We start from the raw sequence: 22,965 nt of genomic DNA, 5'->3' as shown, positions 1-22,965 counted from the left end.
ATTTGATTTTTGAAGTAAAATTTACTTTTTGAGATTCAATTCGAAACCCGTACCAGTAAATATTATTGCCCCATGGAACAGTTGGACAAAATCGATACCAAAATCCTCCGCATTCTTCAAAAAGATGCAAAAAAAACGACCAAGGAAATCGCGACGATGCTTAACCTCACCGTCTCGCCCGTGTACGAGCGGATCAGGAGATTGGAGAGCCTGGGCTACATCAAGCAATATGTAGCAATTTTAGATAAAAAACTCATTAACAGACAGGTTACGACCATCTGCCAGGTATCCATGCGCTACCACAATGAGGCATTTATCGAGAAGTTCGAACAGGAGATACAAAACCTCCATGAGGTGCAGGAATGCTACCATATGGCCGGGCAGGTTGATTTTCTGCTAAAAATCAACGTCGCCAGCCTCGACGAGTACCACGACTTCGTGAAATATAAGCTGTCGAAGATCGACAACATAGGCGTGCTCAACAGCACCTTCGTGTTGAAGGAGATCAAGCACACCTCGGAGTTTTACATTTAAAGGCTTCGTTTCTTGACGTCGAAAGAAACGGTTTTACTACCCGCCGTGCCATCCGGGGTAATGCCCTGGATCACGACCTTGTAACGACCGGTCTGGTCGGAGGTGTAAAACTCGACCGTCGCTTTGCCGTCTTTGCCCGTCGTGACGTTGGGTGCCCAATGCAGGAGGTTCCGGAAGTCGGCGATACGGCTGTTGGCATTATTGCTGTCGTACTTGGGTGCATAGAACTCCCTTTGCGCCTGCACGCCCTCATACGGCATGACCAGTACTTTCGGATCGAGCTCAAACCCGCCCAGATCGCCGCGGTAGGTTGAGAAACTGACAATACCTGTAAAAGTCATCGGCCCCAGGAAGTAGCGGGAGCTGATGAGCTCGATTTTTTTCACTTTCAACGGATCCATTTCGATGATCTTGTCGGCATCGAAAACCGGGATACCGTCCAGGAGCATGAGCGGATCGGTGGTATAATAGGTATTGGGAAGCAGCTTGTCGATCATTCGCAAATGGAATTCCTTTTGCCGTCTGCGGACGAGGATGCCCTTTACATATTCCCTCAAAACTTCCTCCATGGTCGGGAATCGGGTGAAATCGTCGAGGAAGTACTTCTCGTCGGGCACCCCGAAGAATGGCAGCGAGTCGGTCAGTACGGCCTTTTTCTCGGTGTAGACCCTTGGAAGGAATGCATTGCCGGTTTGCATATTCACGGACCGCGTCAGCAACTGGCTTTCCAGGGTTTTGTCAAAGAAAAAAGATGGGACACTGGTCGTTGAAAACTGCTTGGAAAACTGCGTCGCCACTTCGACGCGATAGGTCGAGTCGTAAGCCAGGTCGGTTTGCAATGTAATTTCCTTCGGACCTGTGAACTGCCGTACCTCAAATTTCACCCGACCCTCGTTATCGCTTCTGTCCACATACAAGCGCGCAGGGACGTCGAGCGAAGCCAGGTATGCGTCTTTGTTCACCGCGGGCTTTCCATCGGCGCGGTTCAGCACGCGGGCGTGGATGAAATGGCCGTCGTATTCAGGTAAATGTTCGAAACTAACCAGCTGACCTCCGAACACCTTGTCCCATTTCAACCTCCGCCAGCCGTGGGTGAGCATCAGGTTATCGAGCTGCCTGTCGGTATCCTGGCTGACATTCTGAAAATAATAGCCCGGGTTTTCAATATCACCTTTCAAATCGGCGGTGAGCCACAAATAGCTGTGCATATCGTGCTGTGGCTGATATTGAATCGAATCGTCGAGGTATACCGCCACCGACAAATTGCTCCAAGCCGGTAGTGCCTGGCCTGCGGCAGCCGATATGTTCATCGCCACCTTCTCACGCCCGATGAAGCTTTTGCCTAGCTGCGCATCGATGGTCAACTGCTTTTCAGGACGTTTGAAATACAATCGTTCGCAAACCGGTTTCAATTTTTCGTTGAAGATCGTAATCTGCGAAATACCTTCCCCCAGCTTCGCTTTTTCGAGCACAAAAACCGCCGGGCCTTTGCCTAATCCTTTTTTGCCAAACACCGCATTCGCCTGCCGCGTGTGCGCGAGCAGGTATATGGTCGCGGGATCCTCGCTTGCAAGCTTTCCGGTTACGGTCACTTTCACCAGCGCCGACGTCGAGTCTCTTACCTCCATCACATATCCCTGCGGCTCGACTTTCGGAAATTGATATTCGAAACGTTTTCCCTTGCCATCGGTAATGGTCGCTTTATAAACTGCATTTTCTTCGGGTTTCAGCTTAAAGTAGCCGATACCGTTCAGTTCCGGTTCAAATTCGCGGACGGTTTCATTCTGCTCATTGAGGATCGCACCTTTAAATTTAATACCCTTCCCATCGACGCCCACTGCACGAAATGCGACTTTGCTTTCAATCCCGCTTACCAAATGCCCCCCTTCCGGGAAAAACTGCACGTCGTAATGGGTTTCTTCCTTCGAGGCCCTGTCAGGATCGAAGCGGACAAACGGGTTCAGAATGGCGACCGAGGTTTCGAAGTAGCTTTCGGCGGAGAAATTCTTCATCCAGTTGGTATAGCACCGCAGCTTGTATTTGCCGCTCACAAGCGTGGAAGGAACGAGCGCCGAGCCATTGCCCCGGCCATCGACCATGGCGAACTTGGTTTGGAATACGGCGTTGTTCTCACTGTCCAGCACTTCCAGATAGGCTACTTTACTCAGGTCGAGAAACCGGTGCGTTGCACCGTTAAGGTTGTAGGCTTTGAACCACATCGTCTCCCCGACGAGGTAAAACGGCCTGTCGATATGCACAAACAGCTTTTCCTGCACAGCCCGCTCGGTATAGAGGCCGAACCGCTGCCGAATGGAAGCGAGCATGGCGTCGTCCTGCGCGAACGAAGTATGGTAAAATGCCAGCGCCAGCAAACCGCAAATAAATGTCCTGAGTTTCATTGTATATTTTCAGACAATAGAATAATCATTGATACCAAAAAGATGGCTTCGTGGTAGTACCACCCTGCGACCGGCAATCCGCACACGATTCCGAAGTTCCGAGGTAACCGCTCTTGGGTTCACCCATATAATAGTAAAGCAGCACCGCTGAGCCGTTAAATGCATCCTCGAAATTGAGCGTATCCGGTGGCGTGCAGCGCGGGTATGCCCCTAATGCTTCCCGGATAAAAATCCGCTGCCTTTGTTCCTGCGCCGCGCTGAAATAACCGAATACCAATTCCTTGGCATTGGCTTTCGAATGGATGTTACCTGTTACCTGCGATGGCTGCGGATCAAAAAGGCTGCCGGTTCCCTGCGTTGTCTTGGCCAGGTCGGTCCAGTATTCGAATGCCTCCCGCGTAAGTCCGTATTGTTTCACCAGGATCGAGTATCCGAAATACAGTTTATTTGTATTAATGTCTACAATATTGACGGGCACATCGCGAATAATGTCCTGGCTCAGCTTAATCGTCGATCCGAGCTTGATGTCCCTGGATGACAATGTCCGCCAGCACACGTTGATATTATCACTTCGCGGAATGATCTGTTTTGTCGTGTAGTCGCGCGTCAGGCTCGAATAGTAAGCCATCCGGTACTCATAAGTTTCTTCAAAATTCCAGCGATAAAACCGAGTCTGGTTGCTCGCGTCATGTGTATTCACATAGATCACCATCGCATTCCTCCTGGGGTCAACGCGATAGGTGACGCTGTCAATCGGCGGTGTTTTGCTTACAACCACGTAATCGGATTCGTATTCTCTGCCGTTGAATCGTTTGATTCTCAGCCGGTATTTGACATCGCGGTTAAAATTTGTCGGCGGCAGCTTATATGAACCATTGCCCATATCCTGAAACACATAGCTTTCCCCATTTTCCGCATCTGCCATAATCGTTGCTCCGGATTCCGTTTCAAATACATTATCGTCATTTACAGCCTGTGTATGGCTCAAAACGATCCTGCTGGTATCGCCGCTGACATTCAGAAAACCATCTACCACCAGGTAAGTATCGGGGTTGGTCACTTCCGGCGGCGAAAACGGCTCAATGCAGCTGTTGATCACCAAGCCGGCGGCCGCCAGCATTCCCCACGACACCCATTGTCCCGAACGCCACTTCCCGGCCCCGCTGGCCTCTTTCAGTTTTTTGATGAACGCTATTCCTTTCACAGTCATTCCTTGTAAAATCATTACCAATACGAGGGTCTTTCAGTAGTACCACCTTGCAGGCGGCAATCGGTGCACGAATGGGGCGCTACCAAAACGGAGTCGGAACGCGGCCCCCAATAGGTGAGCAGCAGCTTGGCTGTATTTGTGGCACATTCATCGGCATCCCGCGACGAACACCGGATCGGGATCGTATCGGGTTCGGTGCAACGCGGGAACATACCCAGCCTGGGCGTGACGGTGAGCCGGCGGGTTTCTTCCGTAGCCGCGCTGAAATAGCCAAATGCCAGCAAACGCGAATTCGAAGTATGGCGGATGTTACCCGTCACCTGCGACGGCAATACGTCGAAAAGACTGCCGGTACCTTGTGTTGTTTTGGACAAAGCCGTCCAATATTCAAATGCATCGCGCGAAAGGCCGTATTGCTTCACCAGAATACTGTATTTGATGTACAGCTTGTTGGTAGGAATCGGTACCCGGTTCAGCGGCAGGTCCTTGATCACGTCGCTGCTCAGCTTTACAGTACTGCCCAGCAAAATGCTTCCCGATTTCAATTTCCCCCAGCATTTATTGATATTATCGGGCCGTAAGACCACGGAATCGTTTCTGACGATCAAAGCGGAATAATAGGTAGCCTCATATTCCCAGGTCTCATCAAATTTCCAGCGGTAAAACTGCGTCTTGTTCTGTGCATCGTGCGTGTTCACGTAGAATATCGCGGCATTCAGCACCGGGTCTACTTTATAGGTTACGCTATCGATTACCGGGGTAATATTCACCCCTACGAAGTCGGACAGATACTCCTGATTGTCTTTCGTCTTGATCCGCAGCCTGTATTTACCCGACCGATTGTACTGCCGCGGCGGCAAGGTGTACACACCTGTACCGGTCTCTTTCATAGGCAGCGTTTCGCCGTTTTCTTCCTCCACAGTCAGTTGGGCGCCTCTTTCGATCGTTGGAGATGCCGTTGCATTGACATTCTGCGTTCGACGCAGCTCGATCCGCGTCGAATCGGTACCGTTCACGTTCAGAAAGCCGTCGATCACCAGGTAGTTCTCATCGGAGTTAACTTCGGGTGGCGAAAACGGTTCCACACAGCTGTCGACGATCAGCAGCAATACAAAAAAGCCTATTTTTAAAAACCAATATCTCATAGCCTGCTGCCCGTTTTAGAATCTGAAATTGTAGGTAACAGTCGGGATCGGCTGTCCGAAAATCGACAGCTGGTAGCCATTCACCCTTCCGGCGACAGTTTGGAAATAAACCGAGGTCGGGTTTTTCCTGCCCAGTACGTTGTACACCGCGAGCGTCCAGGAGCTGTGCGCCAGCTTTTTGATCCGGTGATTACCCTCGATATTCATGGCTAAATCCATCCTGTAATAGTCAGGAATGCGGAACTGGTTGCGGTCGGCATAATATACCCGTTGCGAACCTTCAATAATATACTTGCCGATCGGCGGCGTGTACGGCCGGCCGGTGCTGTAAGTAAAGTTGAACGACAAGCTGAAACGGTGCGAGAAGCGGTAGTTCGAGATCAGGGTAAAATCGTGCGGCTTATCGTAGTTGCTCGGGTAGAAATTACCGTTGTTTGGTGCATCGGGCGAGTCACGGTCTACCGCACGCAGGAGCGTCCGCGCATACGTGTAGCCGACCCAGCCATTCAGCTTCCCGGTCATTTTCTTGATCATGAATTCAACACCATATGCTTTCGCTTTGGTATTGATCACCGCCGCTTCGATGTTGTGGTTCATGAAAAGCGAATCGCCGCCTTTGTAATCGAGGAAGTTGCGGATGTTCTTATAATAACCTTCCAGTGAAACCTCGATTTTGTTACCTCTGAAATTCCGGTACAACCCAATCGAAAGCTGATCGCCGATCTGCGGTTTGATATACGGATCGCTCAGTTTCCAGATGTCGGTCGGGGAAACCGTCATGGTGTTTGTCAGCAAATGGATATACTGCCGCAGCGTATTGTAGCTGGCTTTAAGCGACAGGTTATCCAGGATGCTGTACCGCACCGAAGCCCGGTACTCGGGGCCGCCATACGACTTGATTTTCTTGCCCGATTTGTATTCCTGCACACCTTCCTGATAAATGTAGTCGATCGGGAAACCGGGCAAATAGGTGTTGACCGACTTGGGGCCCAGGTACTGGAAGAACGACCACCGCAGACCACCGGAAATCGATAATCTGGGACTGACCTCCCATTTGTCTTCCAGATACAGTGCACTTTCCGTAGCCTGCTCGGCTTCCAGCTCGTCGGGCACAATGAGCGATTCGGTGCCGCGCGGTTTGAATGACCCCGGGTGCAGTTTGTAGTAAATGGTGCTCCCTCCGAATTCAAGTGTATGCTTCGGATTGAGCGCATAGCTGAAATCCGCCTTGAAGTTGGATTGGTTAATATCGAATTTCAGGTCGAAAGAGTTGAGTGGAAGGCCTTCCGCTTCCATCGCGTACTGGTACTTGCTGTGCGAAGCCGTGAGCACACCGTATAGACGCGAATTGAAAGTGTGCTTCCATTTAATGGAGCCCAGCTGATTCCGGTAGGAGTACAATGTATCGCCGTAGAGCCGGAACTTGTCATTGCTGGTGTAACCGGTCAACGAAACGCTGTTCTTTTCATTGATTTCATAATTGAAATGCAGGTTCACGTCATAGAAATTGGCCGAACTCCTGTTATAGGTTTCATTGTCCAATGCCCTGATCACCCAGTTGGAATACGTAGAGCGACCGCCGAGAATGAACGACGCTTTGTCTTTCACCAACGGCCCTTCCAGCGTAACCCGTCCGGTAACGAGTCCGATCCCACCCGACGCCACGAATTTCTTCTTGTTGCCATCGCGGCTGGCAATATCGAGCACCGATGCCAGCCTTCCCCCAAATCGGGAAGGAATTGTGCTTTTGTATAGCTCCACCTCCTTCAAAACATCCGGATTAAATGCCGAGAAAAACCCGAAAAGGTGGGATGGATTGTAAATCACCGCGTCGTCGTATTGGATCAGGTTCTGGTCCACCGAGCCCCCGCGAACGTTCAGACCGGTGCTGTTCTCCCCTACCGACTTGATCCCCGGCAATGTAAGTACCGTCCGCAACAAATCCGTTTCACCGAATACCGTAGGAACTTGTTTCAGGTTCTTGATGGTCAATTTCACGGTACCCATTTGTGTACCCACTACATTCTTGTCCATACCGGCCTTCACCGACACCTCTTTCAACGCGATCACACTCTCACGCATTTCAATATCGAGTTTACCATCGGAGTACAGCACTACCTGCCGCTGTGTCTCGCGCATACCCGTGCTTTTGATCCGCACAATCTGCTTCCCGCGCGGGATAGTGAGCGCGTATTGTCCGAGCGCGTCCGTAGTGACACCAATCGAAGGCGAGGTGATAAACACCGCCGCACCGATCACCGGCTCGCCCGTCACCGCATTCCTGACATACCCGGTGATTGTCGAATTACCAGGCGTGATCCTGTGCTTTCGAATCCCAATTTCGTGGACCTTACTTTCGGCTGTCGACAGCAGTTTTTCCTTGATATCGCTCTCAGGGCCTGCATAAGCAATGGAATCGCTTTCGCCGGCGCGTTCCGGGTTAAACAGTCCGGGGGTGAGCTGGGTAATGATCTTCTGTCCGTGGGTAATGTAAATGCGCTTTTGCCCGTCGATGGCATATTCGAATTCGGAGCCTTTGAAAACCTGGTCGAGGGCCTCCCGGAGCGAGAGATTGCTCACATTCAAATCGAGGGTGAGGCTATCGAAGCGGGTTGCGTCGTAGTAGAAGTAATAGCCTGTCTGCGCCTCCACCTGTTTCACAAACTGATCGAACCGCGCCGAATCCAGTTTCATCGTGATCTTTTTCTCCGGCACATTCTGGCCGTAGGAAAAATGAGTGGTAAAAATGCAGCAGAAGATAAGGGTTAGAGGTAAAAATATTTTCATCTGGCTAGGTTATCGTAGGTTTCTACCATCTTCACAATGGCCATTTCACGGTTCTTACGGAATTTGATTTTATTCTCCCGCAGTACCCTGCGTAACTCCCGCTTGTGGTCCGGGAACAGTTCGAGCGTCGATTTCTTCGTATGGACCGAATGGTAACGGCCGTCTTTGAACACATAATAAAAGTTCTTTTCGGGATAGTAGGCGATCACTCTTTTATCGACGATTTTCTCCTGCCGCGACTTGGTCCTGCGTACGAGCGTGCGCGACTTGCCACCGTAAACGATGTCGTAAAAACCGGTTCGCATTTGCGGGTTAATGTCCTTCCCGGCTTCGAGCCGCGCAAAGTGGTGATTATCGACGATAAATGAATCCACCTTCACGGTCTGCAACAGCACATGGTCGCCATTGAAATGCCGGATCACCAGCTCATCGTGGAAAATATCGTAGAGCATCGGGATACTATCGAACTGCTGGCCGTCGTAAAGCACCATCCCATTGAGCCAGCGGCGCTGCTGGTAAAACTGATGTTCTTCCATCCTTGCGTCGTACACATAGTACTGGCGCCCGTTATAAAGATTCTGGGAAATGGATGTAGCATTCTTGTAAAGGGATACGGGGTAGGCCGCAACTTCCCGGGCAGAAGAAGCTTCGGCAAGCGTCCCCTGGGCATAGGTTTTCCCCGAAAACAGGGCACACAGAAATAATGCAGTGGTAAAAATACGCATCTACGCAGTTGATTTTAAAGCAGTACGTTCAAAGGCTATCGATATGTTGCAGTGCCGGGGCTTGCACTTTATGAAGTGAACATAAGTTACATACTTCAAATGTAAATTAAATATTTTATTCGATTAATTAAATCTAATCACAAAAGAATCAAATGCTATTTATCTAATGCATCCCCTTAATCCCCTAACTTTGACCTTTTATAAGTACCACACATTCCACTTACCTTCTATGAAAATTCTGATCACCGGTGGGGCCGGTTTTGTTGGCTCTTCGCTGGCCATAGCCTTGAAAACAAATTACCCTGAATATCAGGTTTACGCGCTCGATAACCTCAAAAGAAGAGGGTCTGAACTGAATATTTCCCGCCTCAAAAAGGCGGGCGTAGAATTCGTTCACGGCGACATCCGCAACAAAGAGGATTTCGACGCTATTCCGGCGGTCGACACCGTAATCGAAGCTTCTGCAGAGCCGTCGGTACTGGCCGGATTGGACGGCACGCCGGATTACCTCATCAATACCAACCTCGTCGGAACTGTCAACTGCCTCAACTATGCATTGAAACACAAAGCCGGGTTCATTTTCCTTTCGACCAGCCGTGTGTATCCGATCAAGACGATCGAGACATTGAATTTCGTGGAAGAGGAAACCCGTTTCGCATTGTCCGACGAGCAACCTGTACCGGGCGTTTCTTCCAAAGGTATCGGCGAGGATTTCCCGCTGAACGGGGCACGCTCTTTATACGGAACGACCAAATTGGCTTCCGAGCTGATCATTCAGGAATACAATGAGTTTTATAATCTGAAAACGGTAATCAACCGCTGCGGCGTAATCACTGGTCCATGGCAAATGGGCAAGGTAGACCAGGGTGTGATGGTGCTCTGGATCGCGAAGCATTATTTCGAACAGCAGCTCGGTTACTTCGGTTACGGCGGCACGGGTAAGCAAATCCGCGATATGCTGCACGTGGCCGACCTGTACAACCTGATCGACTGGCAGCTGCACAACCTGGATAAAGTGAATGGCGAAATCCTCAATGCCGGCGGCGGCTTGCAAAGCAGCGCTTCATTGCAGGAACTGACGAAAATCTGCCAGGAAGTGACCGGCAAAACGATTCCAATTAAAGTCGTTCCCGAAAACCGGACAGCAGATATTCGTCTTTATGTGACCGATAACACCAAAGTCACTGCGTTGACGGGCTGGGAACCTAAGATTGGTATTCGTCAGATTGTTGAGGAGATCACCGCCTGGCTGGGCGAAAATGAGGCCGATCTGGCGCCTATTTTGAAATGACAAGCTAGTTGCGATGCATTGTTGTTACATGCCTGACGGCATTTGGGAACCAAGTTCTCAGACTACTTCGCTACCAATGTTATATGCCTAGCGGCATATCAAATCGCGTAGCGATGTGATATTGGTAGCCACCTAGCCTCAACGACGACGCCAAATCCCGTCAGGGATGCAACAACAGAAATAATAATGCAATACTGACTGCAATCATGTAGCTTCCAAGAACTACCTGATTGCAGTCTTTGTTTTTTAGGTCCGCCCCGGTCACATTCAGTCATTCACTCATTCACTCATTAGAAAATGAAGTTCATCGAATGCCCCCGCGATGCCTGGCAAGGCTTTCATCCCTTCATCCCCTCGGAGATCAAGCTGGAATATCTGAACCAGCTCATCCGGGTCGGTTTTGATACGATCGATTTCGGCAGCTTTGTGTCATCCAAAGCTATCCCTCAAATGCAGGACACGGCCTGGATTGCCGATCGGCTCGATCTTTCAGGCAGCAATACCAGCTTGCTAGCCATCGTCGCCAACGAACGCGGCGCAACCGATGCGTGTGCATTCGAGCAGATTGGTTACCTGGGTTACCCGTTCTCCATTTCGGAAACATTTCAGATGCGGAACACGCAGGCGACCATTGCAGAGTCGTTTGACCGGGTGAAACGCATTGCTGATTTGTGCGTGAAACACAAAAAGGAACTGGTGATCTACATTTCAATGGGTTTCGGGAATCCTTATGGTGATGCCTGGGCACCTGAGATTGTGATGGAATGGGTGGAAAAACTTTCAAAACTGGGCGCCAATACCTTTTCTCTCGCGGATACTGTCGGCGTTGCACAGGTGAATGATATCGGCTGGCTTTTCACGGCATTGATCCCCTATTATCCCGAACTGGAATTCGGCGCGCATTTCCACACGCGCCCGGACGACTGGCGCACGAAAGTACAGGCAGCCTACGATGCCGGCTGTCGTCGTTTTGATGGTGCATTGCTCGGTTATGGCGGCTGCCCGATGGCCCAGGATGACCTTGTGGGCAACATGCCTACCGAACGGCTGGTGGATTTTGCCAAAGAGCAAAAAGAACTCCTTTGCCTCGACTCCAATGAGCTGGCAAAAGCACGCTCGATGTTCCAGCAGATCGTCGGATAAACAAAATGCGCCGGAAGTTTCCTCCCGGCGCATTGGATTCGATATTTAAATGTTTTTAAGCAAATTTCCTTTTCACGATCGCGAGTAACGCGGTAACGGCCTCCCCGTTCACATCCCATGCATATTTGGAAGCGTAGCGATGCCAGATCAGGTTTTCGGCTTCCTCGAAGCTCTTCACGCGGTCGAGCTCGTAAATGGCTTTGTCGAAATGCTCACTGTTGCGATCGAAAAGCTGGTTTACAAACATAAAACGCTGACCCAGCGGAATGCTGCCTGCGATGTTCTCTACTTTCAAAGGTACAGTACCGTACGATTTATCTTCCGTAGGCTTGGGGATCTCAACTTTGAAACGGTTATTCAAAGAGTCCCTTTCCGGGCTTTGCACGGTATTGGCCTTCGCTACGATCTCGCCGATCACCGCAGAAGCTGGTTCTGCACGCGGTGCTACCGGGCGGGCAGTACTAGGCTCCAACTGGCTGAAAGCCGAATCGAAAAACGATTCGTGCTTGTGGGGCTGCGCCTGCGAGGCAGCGGCAGGTTTACCGGCTTCCTGAATTTGCAGCTCGCTGATATTGATCGGGAAGATCTCTGCGAATTGGATCAGGTGCTCCTCGGTATTGTCGATCAGATCGGCATTATCCTTGAACTCGTACAACCAGCTCACAGCCTGCGTCTGGTACACCGAATCGGATCCACTATCGGTCAGGCGGCCGAGCAATGCTTCGGCGACGCCGCGGTGGATGTGCGTATATTTAACGAGCTGCTCGGCCTTCGGGTGGGTAAACTCAGCGTCGGCGACAGCCCTGATTTTGTCTTCAAAGTAATTTGCGGGTGTCAGGAGGAGTTTCAGCGATTCCTTCACCGAATCGGACAATAGCGGTTCGAGGTCGGCGCGTTTCACGGCGATGTGCTGCGAAGCCGTGTTCATGAATTCTTCCAGTGCACTTTTTACTTCTTCATTGGAAAAATCAAAATAAGGGCTGCGGAAGGCTTCGGCGTTGTTTTTCCATTCTTCGAACAGGCGGTTGAGAATACCCAGGTTGACCTGTCTTACGGGTGTCAGTTTTAATAATCCGGCACCGGTAATGACGTCCTGCGACCTGTACACTTCGTTCAAAACTGTTGTTGTGAACCGTGCGGAGTACTGGTTGAGTGCGATTGAATTCAGATTATCCGGCATAACGAATAAGCAATTTTGGTAACGTAGTGTTGGGAAAAATATGTTTGATTTGTAAATATAAAATAAAAATCGACCTTTCAAATGGTCGGTCGGGCACCAAAATATGTTTGTAGAACCATCCCACAGAAGAGAATTTCAAAATCCCCGCACCGGTTGGATCGAAGTGATTTGCGGATCGATGTTTTCGGGCAAAACCGAAGAACTGATTCGCTTGCTCAACCGCGCCAAACTTGCCCGGCAAAAGATTCAGATTTTCAAACCTGCGCTTGATAAACGATACCACGAAGAGAACATTGTTTCCCATAATGACAATTCGATCCCCTCGATACCCGTACAATCGGCCCAGCAAATATCAGACCTGGCGCAAAATTGCGAGGTGGTGGGTATCGACGAAGCCCAGTTTTTCGACGAAGGAATTGTGGATGTATGCGACCAGCTGGCCAATAACGGCAAGCGCGTGATCATCGCAGGCCTCGATATGGATTACAAAGGCAAACCCTTCGGCTGCATGCCCCAGCTCATGGCTATTGCGGAATATGTCACCAAAGTGCATGCTGTATGCATGGTTTGCGGGGAAGTGGCATCGCATTCCTACCGGCTTTCCCCCTCCGACGAGCGTGTGCTTCTCGGCGAAACGGATTTGTACGAAGCTCGTTGCCGCAGATGCTTCAATCTGGGCGATAAAGCCTGATAGTGTCTATGAAGAACCGGAAGCTGCTGATCCTCTCGCTGGCGCTCAATGCCGTCCTGATCGCCGCCTTTCTTACATTCGCTTACGTCTATCGCGACAAAATCGCACAACGCTTTGTGCGCATTAAAGGAAATCCGGCGATCGTTATGTATGGTAACTCTATTACTGCGCAAGGGAAATGGGTGGAGCTGTTGGGCAGGACCGATGTCATGAACAATGCATTGCCCGGGCAGGCTACCTTCCATTTCCTGAATCTGATCGAGACGCACGTCATTAACCTGCATCCCAAAGTTTGCTTCATTAAAGGAGGTATTAATGATATTACACTCGGTGTCAGGCAGGAACAAATCCAGGCCAACTTCCAAACAATGCTCGAAATGCTCATGCAAAACGGCATTACACCCGTGGTAACACTCACGGTTTACAAGCAGCATGACCCGCCGAGCAAAAAGGAAGTCGAAGCACTGAATGCCTTTCTGGTTTCCTTTTGCACCCAAAACAATATCACTTACATCGACCTCAATCGCTTCATTTCCGATTCCACCGGTCTCCGCGCTGAGTATGCCGCTGATAAAATCCATTTGAATACCAAAGCGTATGAAATATGGGCGGGGGAAATCAGCCGGGTTTTAAAGGAGAAGGGTATTTAAAAAACGCATTTAGCTTAAAACAGAAAAGCCGCCCATTGCTGAGCGGCTTTCCATATTTATGATCAATCCTGGTCTTAGGCATTCACTTGGTTCATCACCTCGGTTTGCTTGCGGATAGACTCCATGTGAACGAGTTTGAACAATTCGTCCACCAGGTTTGGATACAGATTCAGGCTGCGGCCCCAACCAGCGCGGGTTTCCAACACTTCGCGGAAACGATCCACCTGGTAAGCGGCAACGTTGTTATCACGTTTGTATTCCGCCAGTTTCTCAACCAAAGCCATACGGTTTGCCAAAGTTTCGAGCAATTCGCGGTCGAGGTTATCGATTTTGCCACGGATAATTTCCAGTTGTGACGCGTAGTCGCTGCCATATGATTCTTTACGAACGTGCAGGTCGTGCAGCATTTGTCCTAATGCAGCTGGTGTCAGCTGTTGTGCAGCGTCAGACCATGCTTTGTCCGGATCGCGGTGCGATTCGATGATCAGACCGTCGTAGTGCAAGTCAAGCGCGCGCTGAGCGATTTCGTACAGGTAAGCACGCTTTCCAGCCATGTGGCTAGGGTCACCGATTACCGGCAGCTGAGGGAAAATCGTTTTCAATTCGATCGCGATATTCCACATCGGGGAGTTACGGAACTTATGCTCCTGTGCGTTCGAGAAACCGCGGTGGATTGCACCGAGTTTTTTCACGCCAGCCTGGTTCAGACGTTCCAGGGCTCCAACCCACAATTGCAGGTCAGGGTTTACAGGGTTTTTAACCAATACAGGTACATCAATTCCTTTCAGGGCATCAGCAAGTTCCTGTACGTTGAACGGGTTCACGGTTGTACGTGCACCAACCCAAAGGATATCAACGCCGTATTTCAATGCCAGTTCGATATGCTGAGGCGTAGCAACTTCCACAGCCACAGGCAGGCCTGTTTGCTGTTTCACCACTTGCAACCATGGCAAAGCTGCCTCTCCCATGCCTTCAAAGCTGCCTGGACGAGTTCTCGGTTTCCACACCCCTGCACGGATCACGTGCGCAAATCCTTCCTCTTTGATCTGGGTTGCGGTTTCTAACATTTGTTCCTCGGTCTCTGCGCTGCAAGGCCCGGCGATTACCAAAGGCTTTCCTTCGGTATTGATCCAACTGCTAAGCGGTAGGATATCTAAAGAAGCATTCATACTCAAAAACTTGTCCTTAATAAAAAATTGATAATTGTAATATTTTGATCCGGCATTATGCGTATTTCTTCGAATGCCCGTACATTTGACCCCATAAAAGTCAATCAACTTCTTAATGCGTATTACTTTCTTCCTGTGGTTAGATAATGAATTGTTAAACAGTTACTCAGGAAAAACGTACATCAAAAATGGCATATCCGTCACCAAACGACCAAATACCTGTATTTTTTGAAGATACTTCCGTTGCCTTTGCATCCAAATCAGACGCTAAACTAAGGAAGACATACTGGTTATTCAGCCTTATGAATCAGGCTCGAGTCGTAAATTTAGGCACTTTTTTTATAAAGCTCGCGCTAAAACTTAACTTACCTATAAAAAATCTCATTCGGGTCACGATTTTTGAACAATTCTGTGGCGGTGAGACGATTAACGACTGCGATGCAACCATCGCCTCCCTGCGCCAGTCGGGCATAGGAACGATACTGGATTATTCCGTTGAAGGAGAAGATGAAGAAGCCAGTTTCGACACTACTGCGGCCGAAATCCTCAAAACCATCGACAAAGCGACGGGCTCCGATACCATTCCTTTTTCGGTATTTAAAGTCACCGGAGTTGCCTCATCGGACCTGCTCGAAAAGGTGCAAAAGAAAGATTCGCTCTCGGAAGAAGAAAAAGCAGCCTTCGAGCGGGCACGCCAGCGCGTGCAACGCCTGTGTGCACACGCACACGAACATAACGTACGGATTTTCATCGACGCCGAAGAAAGCTGGATCCAGGGCGTAATCGACGACCTGGCTTATGAAATGATGCAGCTATTCAACCGCGAGCGGCCAATCGTTTATAATACTTACCAGCTTTACCGCCACGAAACCCTCGAAGCGCTGAAAACGGCCTTTCTCGTTGCACGTCAAAAGGGCTATTACATTGGCGGCAAGCTCGTGCGCGGCGCTTACATGGAAAAGGAAAGGTTGCGTGCGCGTGAGCAGGAGTATTTCAACCCTATTCACACTTCGAAGGAAGCTACCGATACGGATTACAATCTGGCCATCGATTTCTGCCTCGACCGCCTCGAACATATCTCAATCTGCCTTGGAACGCATAATGAATACAGCTCGCAGTATTGCGCCCTCAAAATGCAGAAGCTGGGCATTGAGCGCAACGACGATCGTATCTGGTTTGCCCAGTTGCTTGGCATGAGTGATAATATCTCCTTCAATCTGGCCAAGGCAGGCTATAATGTGGCCAAATATGTCCCTTACGGCCCTATCGATGCGGTATTGCCGTATCTGATCCGTCGCGCCGAGGAAAACACGTCCATTGCAGGCCAGAGCAGCCGCGAGTTTTTGCTAGTTAAAAGTGAATTGAAGAGAAGAGGAATCGGTTCTTTATAAGTAAGTTATTACTTTCGCATTCCAAAATTTGTCAATTGTATTAAAAACCGAATGAACCAATCCAGAAATCCAGCCCCTTACCTACTCTTCAGCGTACTCCTTATCGGGATTGATCAGGCTTCCAAACTGCTGGTTCATCAATACATGCAACCCGGCTTTTCAGGACAGATCGCGCTGATCGGGGACTGGTTGAAACTGCATTATGTACTGAACCCCGGCATGGCCTTCGGCATGCAGCTCGGGCATGAATATGGTAAATTATTCCTGACATTGTTCCGTCTCGTGGCAATGGTCGCCATTGGTGGCTATATGATCCACCTCGCGCGCGCGGGCGCCTCAAAGGGGCTGCTTTGGGCATTGGCGATGATCCTCGCCGGAGCGGTCGGTAACGTGATCGACAGCACTTTCTATGGCGTGCTCCTGGGCAATGCGCCTTACGGATCTCCTACCCCGTGGTTCCACGGACAAGTGATCGATATGATCTTCGTCGACTTTTGGGAAGGTTTCATTCCCGATTGGGTTCCGGTATGGGGCGGGCAGTACTACTCGACACCGATCTTCAACATCGCCGATTCCTGCATTTTCCTAGGCGTTTGCAGCATTCTGATATTCCAGGGAAGTTTCCATTCGCATGGGCCGGAGCCAGAAGAGGAAGAGAAGGAGGAAAGGGAGGAAGGAGAAAAGGAGGAAGGAGCATCCGAAGCAGATCCCCGAAATGATATTCCGACACCTACTTCCACAGAGGAAGAAGATGAAAATAAAAAAGAGAGCATCTAGCTCTCTTTTTTTGTGGGTATACTTTTCAAATCAGTTCTCGTCCTTGGTGTAGGGAACAAAATCCTTGAATGTCTTCTTAATCGCTACGTCTGTCGCCTCTTTCTTGTTCTCCCAGTTGGCGTCGAGTTCCAGAGCTACAAGCCCGCTTAGGTTCATCAGCGCTTTAAATTCGTCGAGCTTCCTAATGAAGTCAGGCTGGCGGCGGGCCGATTTCTGGCCCCATTCCCGTGCAAAGACGTCGCCCTTATTCTGCAATTCGTTTTTCTTCTGCATTACATAGTTGAACCTGTCGAGCAAGCCGTTCACTGATTTCCCGATTACTTCCGTTGCCTCCAGCGTTCCCACCGTCGCAACCGTGGTACCGCCGATCGTAGTGATGTAACCGCGGGTTTTTTGATTGTCCGTGGCGATCACCGGCGCAAGACCTGTCGTGGCCCCCAGTGAAGCATTCAGCAACGACCTGCTTCGCTTACCCTTCTTGGCGCGGGTATAAGCCTTTTTGAGCTCTTGCTCCTTCTCCGTCATCTGTTCGATAAGTCCCCATGCATTCACGAGCGCGCCCCTATACAGGTTGTACACATACGTGTCGCGCAGGCTTTCGTCGATGGTGTTCTTAATCACAAACTTCACTGTACGCTCCTTCTTGTTCTGAGCCTTATCCAGCACGTAGAATATGATATTGAATGCCAGTGTATCGAATGGATCCTTTACGAAGTCATAACCAGGCTCCCAGATGAACTCATAGCTGGTGGCGGTATTTTTCACCAATGCGCTTTGCGGAACCTTCTTGTTTTCGGAGATAAAATTGAATGTTGTGATATCTTCCTCTCCATTCGGGTCCGACAGCGTAAATCGCAGGTTGATGCGGTTGTTCTCCGCACTGCGGATCACCGACTGCTGCGGAATGATGGTGAAGTCGGGCGCCAGGTCCATTTGGGTCACATCCAGTTTCAGACGACCTTTGGTACGTGCTTTCGACGGCTGGTCCTCTACCCAAAACTCCATATACCGCGGTCCCTTTTTCAAAATGCCGAATTGGACGCTCGATGGCTCCCAGGTTATCTCGCCCGCAGCCGACAATTTCATCGCCTCCGGCATTTCTTCCAAAATGGGTACGAACACGATCGGATCGCCGTCAGGGTCCCGAACGGCTCCCATGTCTATCTTGTAAACATTCTGCGTTTTGTATTGCACATAAAACGGTTGCAGCTCGTCGACCTGCGGGGGGCGGTTCACGTGGTTTACTTTGAAAACGATCTCACGCGAGACGCTTTCGCCGGCGGTATTCAATGCTTCGAACACAACCGGAAACGATTTAGTGGTATTAATGCGGTCGGCGATATCAAACCCGGGTGTCCATACGAAATGCCCGGTAGAATCAAATTTCATATCCTTCACCAGGCCGCTAGCCACCGAATACCGCACCGAATCACTCTTCCCCCCTTTGACCTGCAAATGAAAATTGATCTCTTTTCCCTCATAAAGTACGTTCCACTCCGCTTCCGTCGGGAACACGAGCTGTAACGGGCCCGTCGAGGTGTTCTTCATATTATCCTGCCCCTGCGCCCTCAGTACTACAAAAACGGGTATCAAAAGGATCAGTATTTTATGAATTTTTCTTGTTAGCATGACATCAAAAATATAATTAATTCCATGGGTGAGAGAGCACTTAAAATTTAACGCAAAACTAGTAAATCCTGTATAGAATGCCCTGTGATTAGTTGTAAAATTGAAACGCGCGAAAGCACGGGTCCACGCGAGAAATCTGTTTGTACTTTTCAAATAAGGCCTTTCGAGGAGGATTATAATTAAAGCAAGTCCGGTACGCTCAAATACCCAAAACAAAAACCGGAGCGCAATCCTTTTTAAGACTGCGCTCCGGTTTTTAAAGTTCAATATCTACCTTATTATTTTTTCTTTGGGGCTGTTGCCGGAGTGGTAGCAGGCGTTGTAGCTGGCTTAGCCGCAGGGGTTGTTGCTGCTGGCGTCGCTGCTTCTACTTTGTCTGGATCAACACCCAGTTTGCGAAGAATCAGGTTAGTCGCATTGTTTTCTTCCGACGCTGCGAAAAGGATGATAGGCGTTGTACCGGCGCCGGCATCCATGTTCAGGATGTAAAGGAAACCAGCTTCTTTACCTACTTCCTGGATCGCGTTGTTTACTTTCGTCAGGATCGGTTCGAGCAACTGCTGCTGTTTTGTTTGCAGGGAAGTTTGCGCGTTGTTGCGCATTTCTTCAATGCGGGTAGAAAGGTTTTGCAACTCTTTCTCCTTATCAGCGCGGATAACGTCGGTCATGTTCGCGCCATTTTTCTGATATGCTTCGTATTTCTCCTGAGCCTCTTTGTAAGTCTCGCCGATCGCTTTGTCCAACTGCGCTTTGGTTACTTCCAGCTGGTTCTGCATCACTTTCGCTTCCGGCAATTTGCTGATTATATAGTCGACATTCGTGTAACCTATTTTAGTAGGCCCGCCTGCCGGGGTAGTCTGGGCTAAGAGAGGGGTGGTGATTATGGTCATCACGACCAGAATTGCCATCAATTTTTGTTTCATTGCTTTGTTACTTATTTAAGTTTACTGTTTGTACTTTTTTGCTTTGGTGAGTTCTTCGAAGGTGCGGCTGGCTGCTGTTGAGCCGGTTCTTCCGGTTTGGCAGTTTTGTCATTACTACCGGTCTTATCATTATTTCCTGCTTTGTTAGCCTTCGGATCAATCCCCAACTCCTCCATCACGTAATCCGAATAGTCATGTTTCGGATTGGTGTAGAGCATGCCAATATCGCTGGATTTATCAAACATAAAATCGAGCCTGCGCTGGCTGCAAACTTTGGTCACGGCGCGTTGTACCTTTTCAAGTACGGGCTTCATCAGTTCCTTTTTCTTCTGGAACATCAGGCCTTCCACACCGAATATCTTGCTATTGTACTCTCCTGCTTCGAGCTCCTTTTCCTTTATTTCACTCTGCCTCTTCCGTTTCAACTCGTCCGTCAGCAAAATTTCTTCCGCCATATACGCACGCTGCATGCGATCAATTTCGGCAAACTTATCCTGGATTTCCTTCGCCCACTTATCAGAGAATTTCTTCATCTCTGTCTGCGCAGCCTGGTATTCGGGCATTTTACTGGTTATGAATTCCATGTCCGTATACCCGATCTTCTGGGCATATAGTGCTGAACTGCATAGAATTGACAAAACTAGTAAAATAAAAATCTTCTTCATGCCAAGCTGCTAATATAATTTGCAAACCTCTTAACGAATCCCCCCGTCAGATTATTATCTGATCTGCTGCCCGATTGTAAAGTGGAACTGTGGCCCGCTCCGGGTGGTCTGTCCCTGGATTTTGTCGAATCCATAACCCCAGTCGATACCGAGCAAACCGAATGCCGGCATGAAAATCCGCGCACCAATACCAGCTGAACGTTTCAAGTCGAAAGGATTGAACTCGCTGTAACTACCCCAGTTGTTACCGCCTTCTGCAAAACCGAGTACGAAAATCGTCGCCTGCGGGTTAAGCGAAACAGGGTAGCGAAGTTCCATTACATATTTGTTATAAACAATACCTCCACCTGACGCAGGATAACCGTTAGCAGCCAATGGCCCAACTTTCTGATCCTGGTAACCGCGAAGACCGATAATATCCTGATCCGCGAGCGAGAATGTACCCTGACCGGCCAGACCCGAACCACCCAGAATGAAGCGGCCGAACGGGCTGTAACCAACCTTGTTTCCGTACGCGCCCAGGAAACCCATGTGCGCGCGGGTGCTCATGACGAGCTTACCTACGATAGTCGCATAATAGCTCGCATCGAACATCCATTTGTGGTATTCAACCCAGCGGTAAGTATCGGTTTTGTCAGAGAATGCTTTCTTCCTGAACACCGAGTAAGGCGGTGTGAAAGTCGCGCTCAAAGAGATATTGCTACCACTTCTCGGGAATTGGAAATCACTCAAAGTATTCCGCGAAATGGTGGTATTAAATGAAATGTTGTTTGAAACACCCTTGCTGTAACCGATCCGGAAAATGTCAAGGCTGTCGAGACGGTAGCGCTGGTATGACAGCGAGTGTGTCATTACAAGGTTGCGGTCCGGCTCTTTCAGACGGCGACCGAGAGACAAGGTAATACCATTATTATAGTACCCTCCGCGGTAGCTTACTCTTCCGCCACCACCACTCGTGTTGTAGCCATAATATGAGCTAAGGTCGGTCATACGGTAAACTGTACGCTGGAATGAAACCCCGAAGTTGATCGGCTTCTTACCGCCCAACCATGGTTCGCTGAACGACAGCGAGTAGGTCTGGTATTGCTTACCATTCGCCTGGAAGCGCAATGAAAGCTTTTGTCCGTCACCGGAAGGCAATGGACGCCATGTTTCACGGTTCGGAATGTTTTTAATGGAGAAGTTATTGAAAACCAAACCCAATGTTCCTACGAAACCGATGTAACCTCCCCAACCACCGGAAAGCTCGATCTGGTCAGATGGCTTTTCTTCCACGGTGTACTCGATATCCACCGTACCATCGGCCTGGTTCGGGATCGGGTTGATCTGAATTTTCTCGGGGTCAAAATAACCCATTTGCGACAACTGGCGCTGGGTGTTGATGATCTCCGTTTTACTGAATTTCTGACCTGGCAGCGTAAATAGCTCGCGCAATACCACGCGGTCGCTGGTTTTGGTGTTACCGTTCAGGAGAATGCGGTTGATGGTCGCTTGCTTACCTTCAAACATGCGAAGTTCCACGTCGATCGAGTCGCCTTCGACGGCTCTTTCGGTAGGTTCGATGTGGAAGTAGAGGTAACCGTCGTCCATGTAAATCGAGCTGACGTCAGATCCTGGAATACCATTGATCTTCTTATCCAGTTCCTCAGGATTGTACACATCCCCTTTCTTCACGCCCAGGCGCTCGCTCAGGTACGCCGAGGTATACAGGTAGTTACCCGACCAGGAGATATTCCGGTAATAATACTTCTGCCCCTCATCGATCTTCATATCGATGCTGATGGTCTGATCACCGTTGATAATCGTATCGAACTGGATGGTCGCATCGCGGTAACCGTTTTTACGGTAGTACGAGATCAGCTTTTCCTTATCCTCGTCGTATTTTTTAGGAATGTATTTCGATGGGTTGAAAAGGCGGCCGATACGGCGCTGCTTGGTGCCTTTCATTTTACGTTTCAGCGTCTGATCGCTGATAGCCGTATTACCTTCAATATTGATTTTCTGGATCTTAACCTTCTTCCCCTTCGTGATCGCGAAGTTCAAAGTAGCCTGACCGCGGGTTGAATCGGGGATTTGGAGGACTTTTACTTTGGTATAGTAAAAACCCTTATCCATATAATACTTCTTGATAACCAGCTGGGTGTTTTTAATGATCGTCGGCGTGATCACACGGCCTTTAATCAGCTTCACCTTGTCATTCAGCGTCTCGCGCTCGCCTTTCCGAATACCCGAGAAAGACACTTTGTAAAGTCTCGGACGCTCTTTAATGTGGATATTCAACCAAACCTTCTCGCCTTCGATCTTGGTCGCCATGATTTCCACATCATCCAGCGTACCGAAATCCATCATTTTTTTGATGGATGAAGTCACTGCAGGCCCTGGAATGCGGATTTTATCGCCCGGCTTCAAACCGGAAATGGAGATCATCGAATTCGGGTCGAGGAACTGGGTACCCGAAACGGTCACTTCTGCGATGGTGTATTCTTTGGGATTGGCCGGATCAATGCCGAGGTTCGTCGGGGCCGCCGTTGGTTTAGCGCCGCCGAGGCCTACACGCTGTGCCTGTACAGAAATGCAGCAGCACAAAAGGAGTAATGCGGAAAGGCCTTTGAGGTGTGCTAATGATTTATTCAAATTTTTCACTGGGTTCATATAA

At 49.5% G+C, this 22,965-nt stretch carries 18 protein-coding genes; 7 read left to right on the top strand and 11 right to left on the bottom strand.

Annotation, left to right across the window (positions count from 1 at the left end; genetic code table 11):
* Positions 1 to 72 precede the first annotated feature (72 nt).
* On the top strand, positions 73 to 534 hold the full coding sequence (locus CLV60_RS05365; protein WP_106594330.1) for an Lrp/AsnC family transcriptional regulator: 462 nt from the start codon (positions 73 to 75) through the stop codon (positions 532 to 534).
* On the opposite strand, the gene CLV60_RS05360 is transcribed toward CLV60_RS05365, so the two are convergent.
* The 5 genes from CLV60_RS05360 to CLV60_RS05340 are packed head-to-tail and all read right to left on the bottom strand — an operon-like array spanning position 531 to position 8,800.
* A complete protein-coding gene (locus CLV60_RS05360; protein ID WP_106594329.1) occupies positions 531 to 2,933 on the bottom strand; it encodes a hypothetical protein in 2,403 nt (800 codons plus the stop codon). The two genes, CLV60_RS05365 and CLV60_RS05360, sit on opposite strands and share 4 nt — an antisense overlap.
* A 25-nt stretch (positions 2,934 to 2,958) precedes the next feature.
* Positions 2,959 to 4,158: a DUF4249 domain-containing protein gene (locus CLV60_RS05355; protein WP_229210824.1), complete on the bottom strand. Its 1,200-nt coding sequence runs from the start codon at positions 4,156 to 4,158 to the stop codon at positions 2,959 to 2,961.
* The gene (locus CLV60_RS05350; RefSeq protein WP_106594328.1) at positions 4,158 to 5,288 is read right to left on the bottom strand and encodes a DUF4249 domain-containing protein; all 1,131 of its coding nucleotides are present in this window, start codon (positions 5,286 to 5,288) and stop codon (positions 4,158 to 4,160) included. The genes CLV60_RS05355 and CLV60_RS05350 overlap by 1 nt, the downstream gene beginning before the upstream one ends.
* 15 nt (positions 5,289 to 5,303) lie before the next feature.
* Positions 5,304 to 8,075, bottom strand: a complete 2,772-nt coding sequence (locus tag CLV60_RS05345; RefSeq protein ID WP_106594327.1) for a TonB-dependent receptor — start codon at positions 8,073 to 8,075, stop codon at positions 5,304 to 5,306.
* Positions 8,072 to 8,800: a hypothetical protein gene (locus CLV60_RS05340; RefSeq protein ID WP_106594326.1), complete on the bottom strand. Its 729-nt coding sequence runs from the start codon at positions 8,798 to 8,800 to the stop codon at positions 8,072 to 8,074. The genes CLV60_RS05345 and CLV60_RS05340 overlap by 4 nt, the downstream gene beginning before the upstream one ends.
* Positions 8,801 to 9,029: 229 nt before the next feature.
* On the opposite strand from CLV60_RS05340, the gene CLV60_RS05335 reads away from it, so the two are divergent.
* On the top strand, positions 9,030 to 10,091 hold the full coding sequence (locus tag CLV60_RS05335) for an NAD-dependent epimerase/dehydratase family protein (RefSeq protein WP_106594325.1): 1,062 nt from the start codon (positions 9,030 to 9,032) through the stop codon (positions 10,089 to 10,091).
* A gap of 297 nt (positions 10,092 to 10,388) precedes the next feature.
* Positions 10,389 to 11,234 carry a hydroxymethylglutaryl-CoA lyase gene (locus CLV60_RS05330; protein WP_106594324.1) on the top strand — a complete coding sequence of 282 codons (846 nt, stop codon included), beginning with the start codon at positions 10,389 to 10,391 and terminating at the stop codon, positions 11,232 to 11,234.
* 55 nt (positions 11,235 to 11,289) lie between these two features.
* On the opposite strand, the gene CLV60_RS05325 is transcribed toward CLV60_RS05330, so the two are convergent.
* A complete protein-coding gene (locus CLV60_RS05325; RefSeq protein WP_106594323.1) occupies positions 11,290 to 12,414 on the bottom strand; it encodes a DUF8457 domain-containing protein in 1,125 nt (374 codons plus the stop codon).
* A 103-nt stretch (positions 12,415 to 12,517) separates the two neighbouring features.
* On the opposite strand from CLV60_RS05325, the gene CLV60_RS05320 reads away from it, so the two are divergent.
* Together CLV60_RS05320 and CLV60_RS05315 are read left to right on the top strand one after the other, a co-directional pair.
* The gene (locus CLV60_RS05320) at positions 12,518 to 13,105 is read left to right on the top strand and encodes a thymidine kinase (protein WP_106594322.1); all 588 of its coding nucleotides are present in this window, start codon (positions 12,518 to 12,520) and stop codon (positions 13,103 to 13,105) included.
* Between the two features lie 8 nt (positions 13,106 to 13,113).
* A complete protein-coding gene (locus CLV60_RS05315; protein WP_106594321.1) occupies positions 13,114 to 13,755 on the top strand; it encodes a GDSL-type esterase/lipase family protein in 642 nt (213 codons plus the stop codon).
* A 74-nt stretch (positions 13,756 to 13,829) separates the two neighbouring features.
* On the opposite strand, the gene CLV60_RS05310 is transcribed toward CLV60_RS05315, so the two are convergent.
* Entirely contained in the window at positions 13,830 to 14,924 is a 1,095-nt protein-coding gene (locus CLV60_RS05310) for a chorismate mutase (RefSeq protein WP_106594498.1), read from the bottom strand.
* A gap of 188 nt (positions 14,925 to 15,112) precedes the next feature.
* On the opposite strand from CLV60_RS05310, the gene CLV60_RS05305 reads away from it, so the two are divergent.
* Together CLV60_RS05305 and CLV60_RS05300 are read left to right on the top strand one after the other, a co-directional pair.
* The gene (locus CLV60_RS05305) at positions 15,113 to 16,315 is read left to right on the top strand and encodes a proline dehydrogenase family protein (protein WP_106594320.1); all 1,203 of its coding nucleotides are present in this window, start codon (positions 15,113 to 15,115) and stop codon (positions 16,313 to 16,315) included.
* A 51-nt stretch (positions 16,316 to 16,366) separates the two neighbouring features.
* The gene (locus CLV60_RS05300; protein WP_106594319.1) at positions 16,367 to 17,092 is read left to right on the top strand and encodes a lipoprotein signal peptidase; all 726 of its coding nucleotides are present in this window, start codon (positions 16,367 to 16,369) and stop codon (positions 17,090 to 17,092) included.
* A gap of 30 nt (positions 17,093 to 17,122) precedes the next feature.
* Here CLV60_RS05300 and CLV60_RS05295 read toward each other — a convergent pair whose 3' ends face one another.
* The 4 genes from CLV60_RS05295 to bamA form a co-directional block, all read right to left on the bottom strand.
* Positions 17,123 to 18,721 (bottom strand): hypothetical protein, encoded by a 1,599-nt coding sequence (locus tag CLV60_RS05295; RefSeq protein WP_106594318.1) that lies wholly within the window; start codon positions 18,719 to 18,721, stop codon positions 17,123 to 17,125.
* 278 nt (positions 18,722 to 18,999) lie between these two features.
* A complete protein-coding gene (locus tag CLV60_RS05290) occupies positions 19,000 to 19,644 on the bottom strand; it encodes an OmpH/Skp family outer membrane protein (protein ID WP_106594317.1) in 645 nt (214 codons plus the stop codon).
* Between the two features lie 11 nt (positions 19,645 to 19,655).
* The gene (locus CLV60_RS05285; RefSeq protein WP_106594316.1) at positions 19,656 to 20,309 is read right to left on the bottom strand and encodes an OmpH/Skp family outer membrane protein; all 654 of its coding nucleotides are present in this window, start codon (positions 20,307 to 20,309) and stop codon (positions 19,656 to 19,658) included.
* A gap of 54 nt (positions 20,310 to 20,363) precedes the next feature.
* Entirely contained in the window at positions 20,364 to 22,961 is a 2,598-nt protein-coding gene (gene bamA / locus CLV60_RS05280) for an outer membrane protein assembly factor BamA (protein ID WP_106594315.1), read from the bottom strand.
* Positions 22,962 to 22,965: the final 4 nt, after the last annotated feature.

The organism is Dyadobacter jiangsuensis (genome assembly GCF_003014695.1).
Classification (GTDB): Bacteria; Bacteroidota; Bacteroidia; order Cytophagales; family Spirosomataceae; genus Dyadobacter; species Dyadobacter jiangsuensis.
The sequence above is the reverse complement of the archived record's forward strand: the minus strand, read 5'-3'. Positions and strand labels throughout refer to the sequence as shown.

Bases quoted from the DNA above. Each gene is read 5' to 3' on its own strand.
- CLV60_RS05295 (WP_106594318.1), bottom strand. From the start codon at position 18,721: ATGCTAACAAGAAAAATTCATAAAATACTGATCCTTTTGATACCCGTT.
- CLV60_RS05315 (WP_106594321.1), top strand. From the start codon at position 13,114: ATGAAGAACCGGAAGCTGCTGATCCTCTCGCTGGCGCTCAATGCCGTC.
- CLV60_RS05285 (WP_106594316.1), bottom strand. From the start codon at position 20,309: ATGAAGAAGATTTTTATTTTACTAGTTTTGTCAATTCTATGCAGTTCA.
- CLV60_RS05350 (WP_106594328.1), bottom strand. From the start codon at position 5,288: ATGAGATATTGGTTTTTAAAAATAGGCTTTTTTGTATTGCTGCTGATC.
- CLV60_RS05355 (WP_229210824.1), bottom strand. From the start codon at position 4,158: ATGATTTTACAAGGAATGACTGTGAAAGGAATAGCGTTCATCAAAAAA.
- CLV60_RS05310 (WP_106594498.1), bottom strand. From the start codon at position 14,924: ATGAATGCTTCTTTAGATATCCTACCGCTTAGCAGTTGGATCAATACC.
- CLV60_RS05345 (WP_106594327.1), bottom strand. From the start codon at position 8,075: ATGAAAATATTTTTACCTCTAACCCTTATCTTCTGCTGCATTTTTACC.
- CLV60_RS05330 (WP_106594324.1), top strand. From the start codon at position 10,389: ATGAAGTTCATCGAATGCCCCCGCGATGCCTGGCAAGGCTTTCATCCC.
- CLV60_RS05325 (WP_106594323.1), bottom strand. From the start codon at position 12,414: ATGCCGGATAATCTGAATTCAATCGCACTCAACCAGTACTCCGCACGG.
- CLV60_RS05300 (WP_106594319.1), top strand. From the start codon at position 16,367: ATGAACCAATCCAGAAATCCAGCCCCTTACCTACTCTTCAGCGTACTC.
- CLV60_RS05360 (WP_106594329.1), bottom strand. From the start codon at position 2,933: ATGAAACTCAGGACATTTATTTGCGGTTTGCTGGCGCTGGCATTTTAC.
- CLV60_RS05335 (WP_106594325.1), top strand. From the start codon at position 9,030: ATGAAAATTCTGATCACCGGTGGGGCCGGTTTTGTTGGCTCTTCGCTG.
- CLV60_RS05305 (WP_106594320.1), top strand. From the start codon at position 15,113: ATGGCATATCCGTCACCAAACGACCAAATACCTGTATTTTTTGAAGAT.
- bamA (WP_106594315.1), bottom strand. From the start codon at position 22,961: ATGAACCCAGTGAAAAATTTGAATAAATCATTAGCACACCTCAAAGGC.
- CLV60_RS05320 (WP_106594322.1), top strand. From the start codon at position 12,518: ATGTTTGTAGAACCATCCCACAGAAGAGAATTTCAAAATCCCCGCACC.
- CLV60_RS05290 (WP_106594317.1), bottom strand. From the start codon at position 19,644: ATGAAACAAAAATTGATGGCAATTCTGGTCGTGATGACCATAATCACC.
- CLV60_RS05340 (WP_106594326.1), bottom strand. From the start codon at position 8,800: ATGCGTATTTTTACCACTGCATTATTTCTGTGTGCCCTGTTTTCGGGG.
- CLV60_RS05365 (WP_106594330.1), top strand. From the start codon at position 73: ATGGAACAGTTGGACAAAATCGATACCAAAATCCTCCGCATTCTTCAA.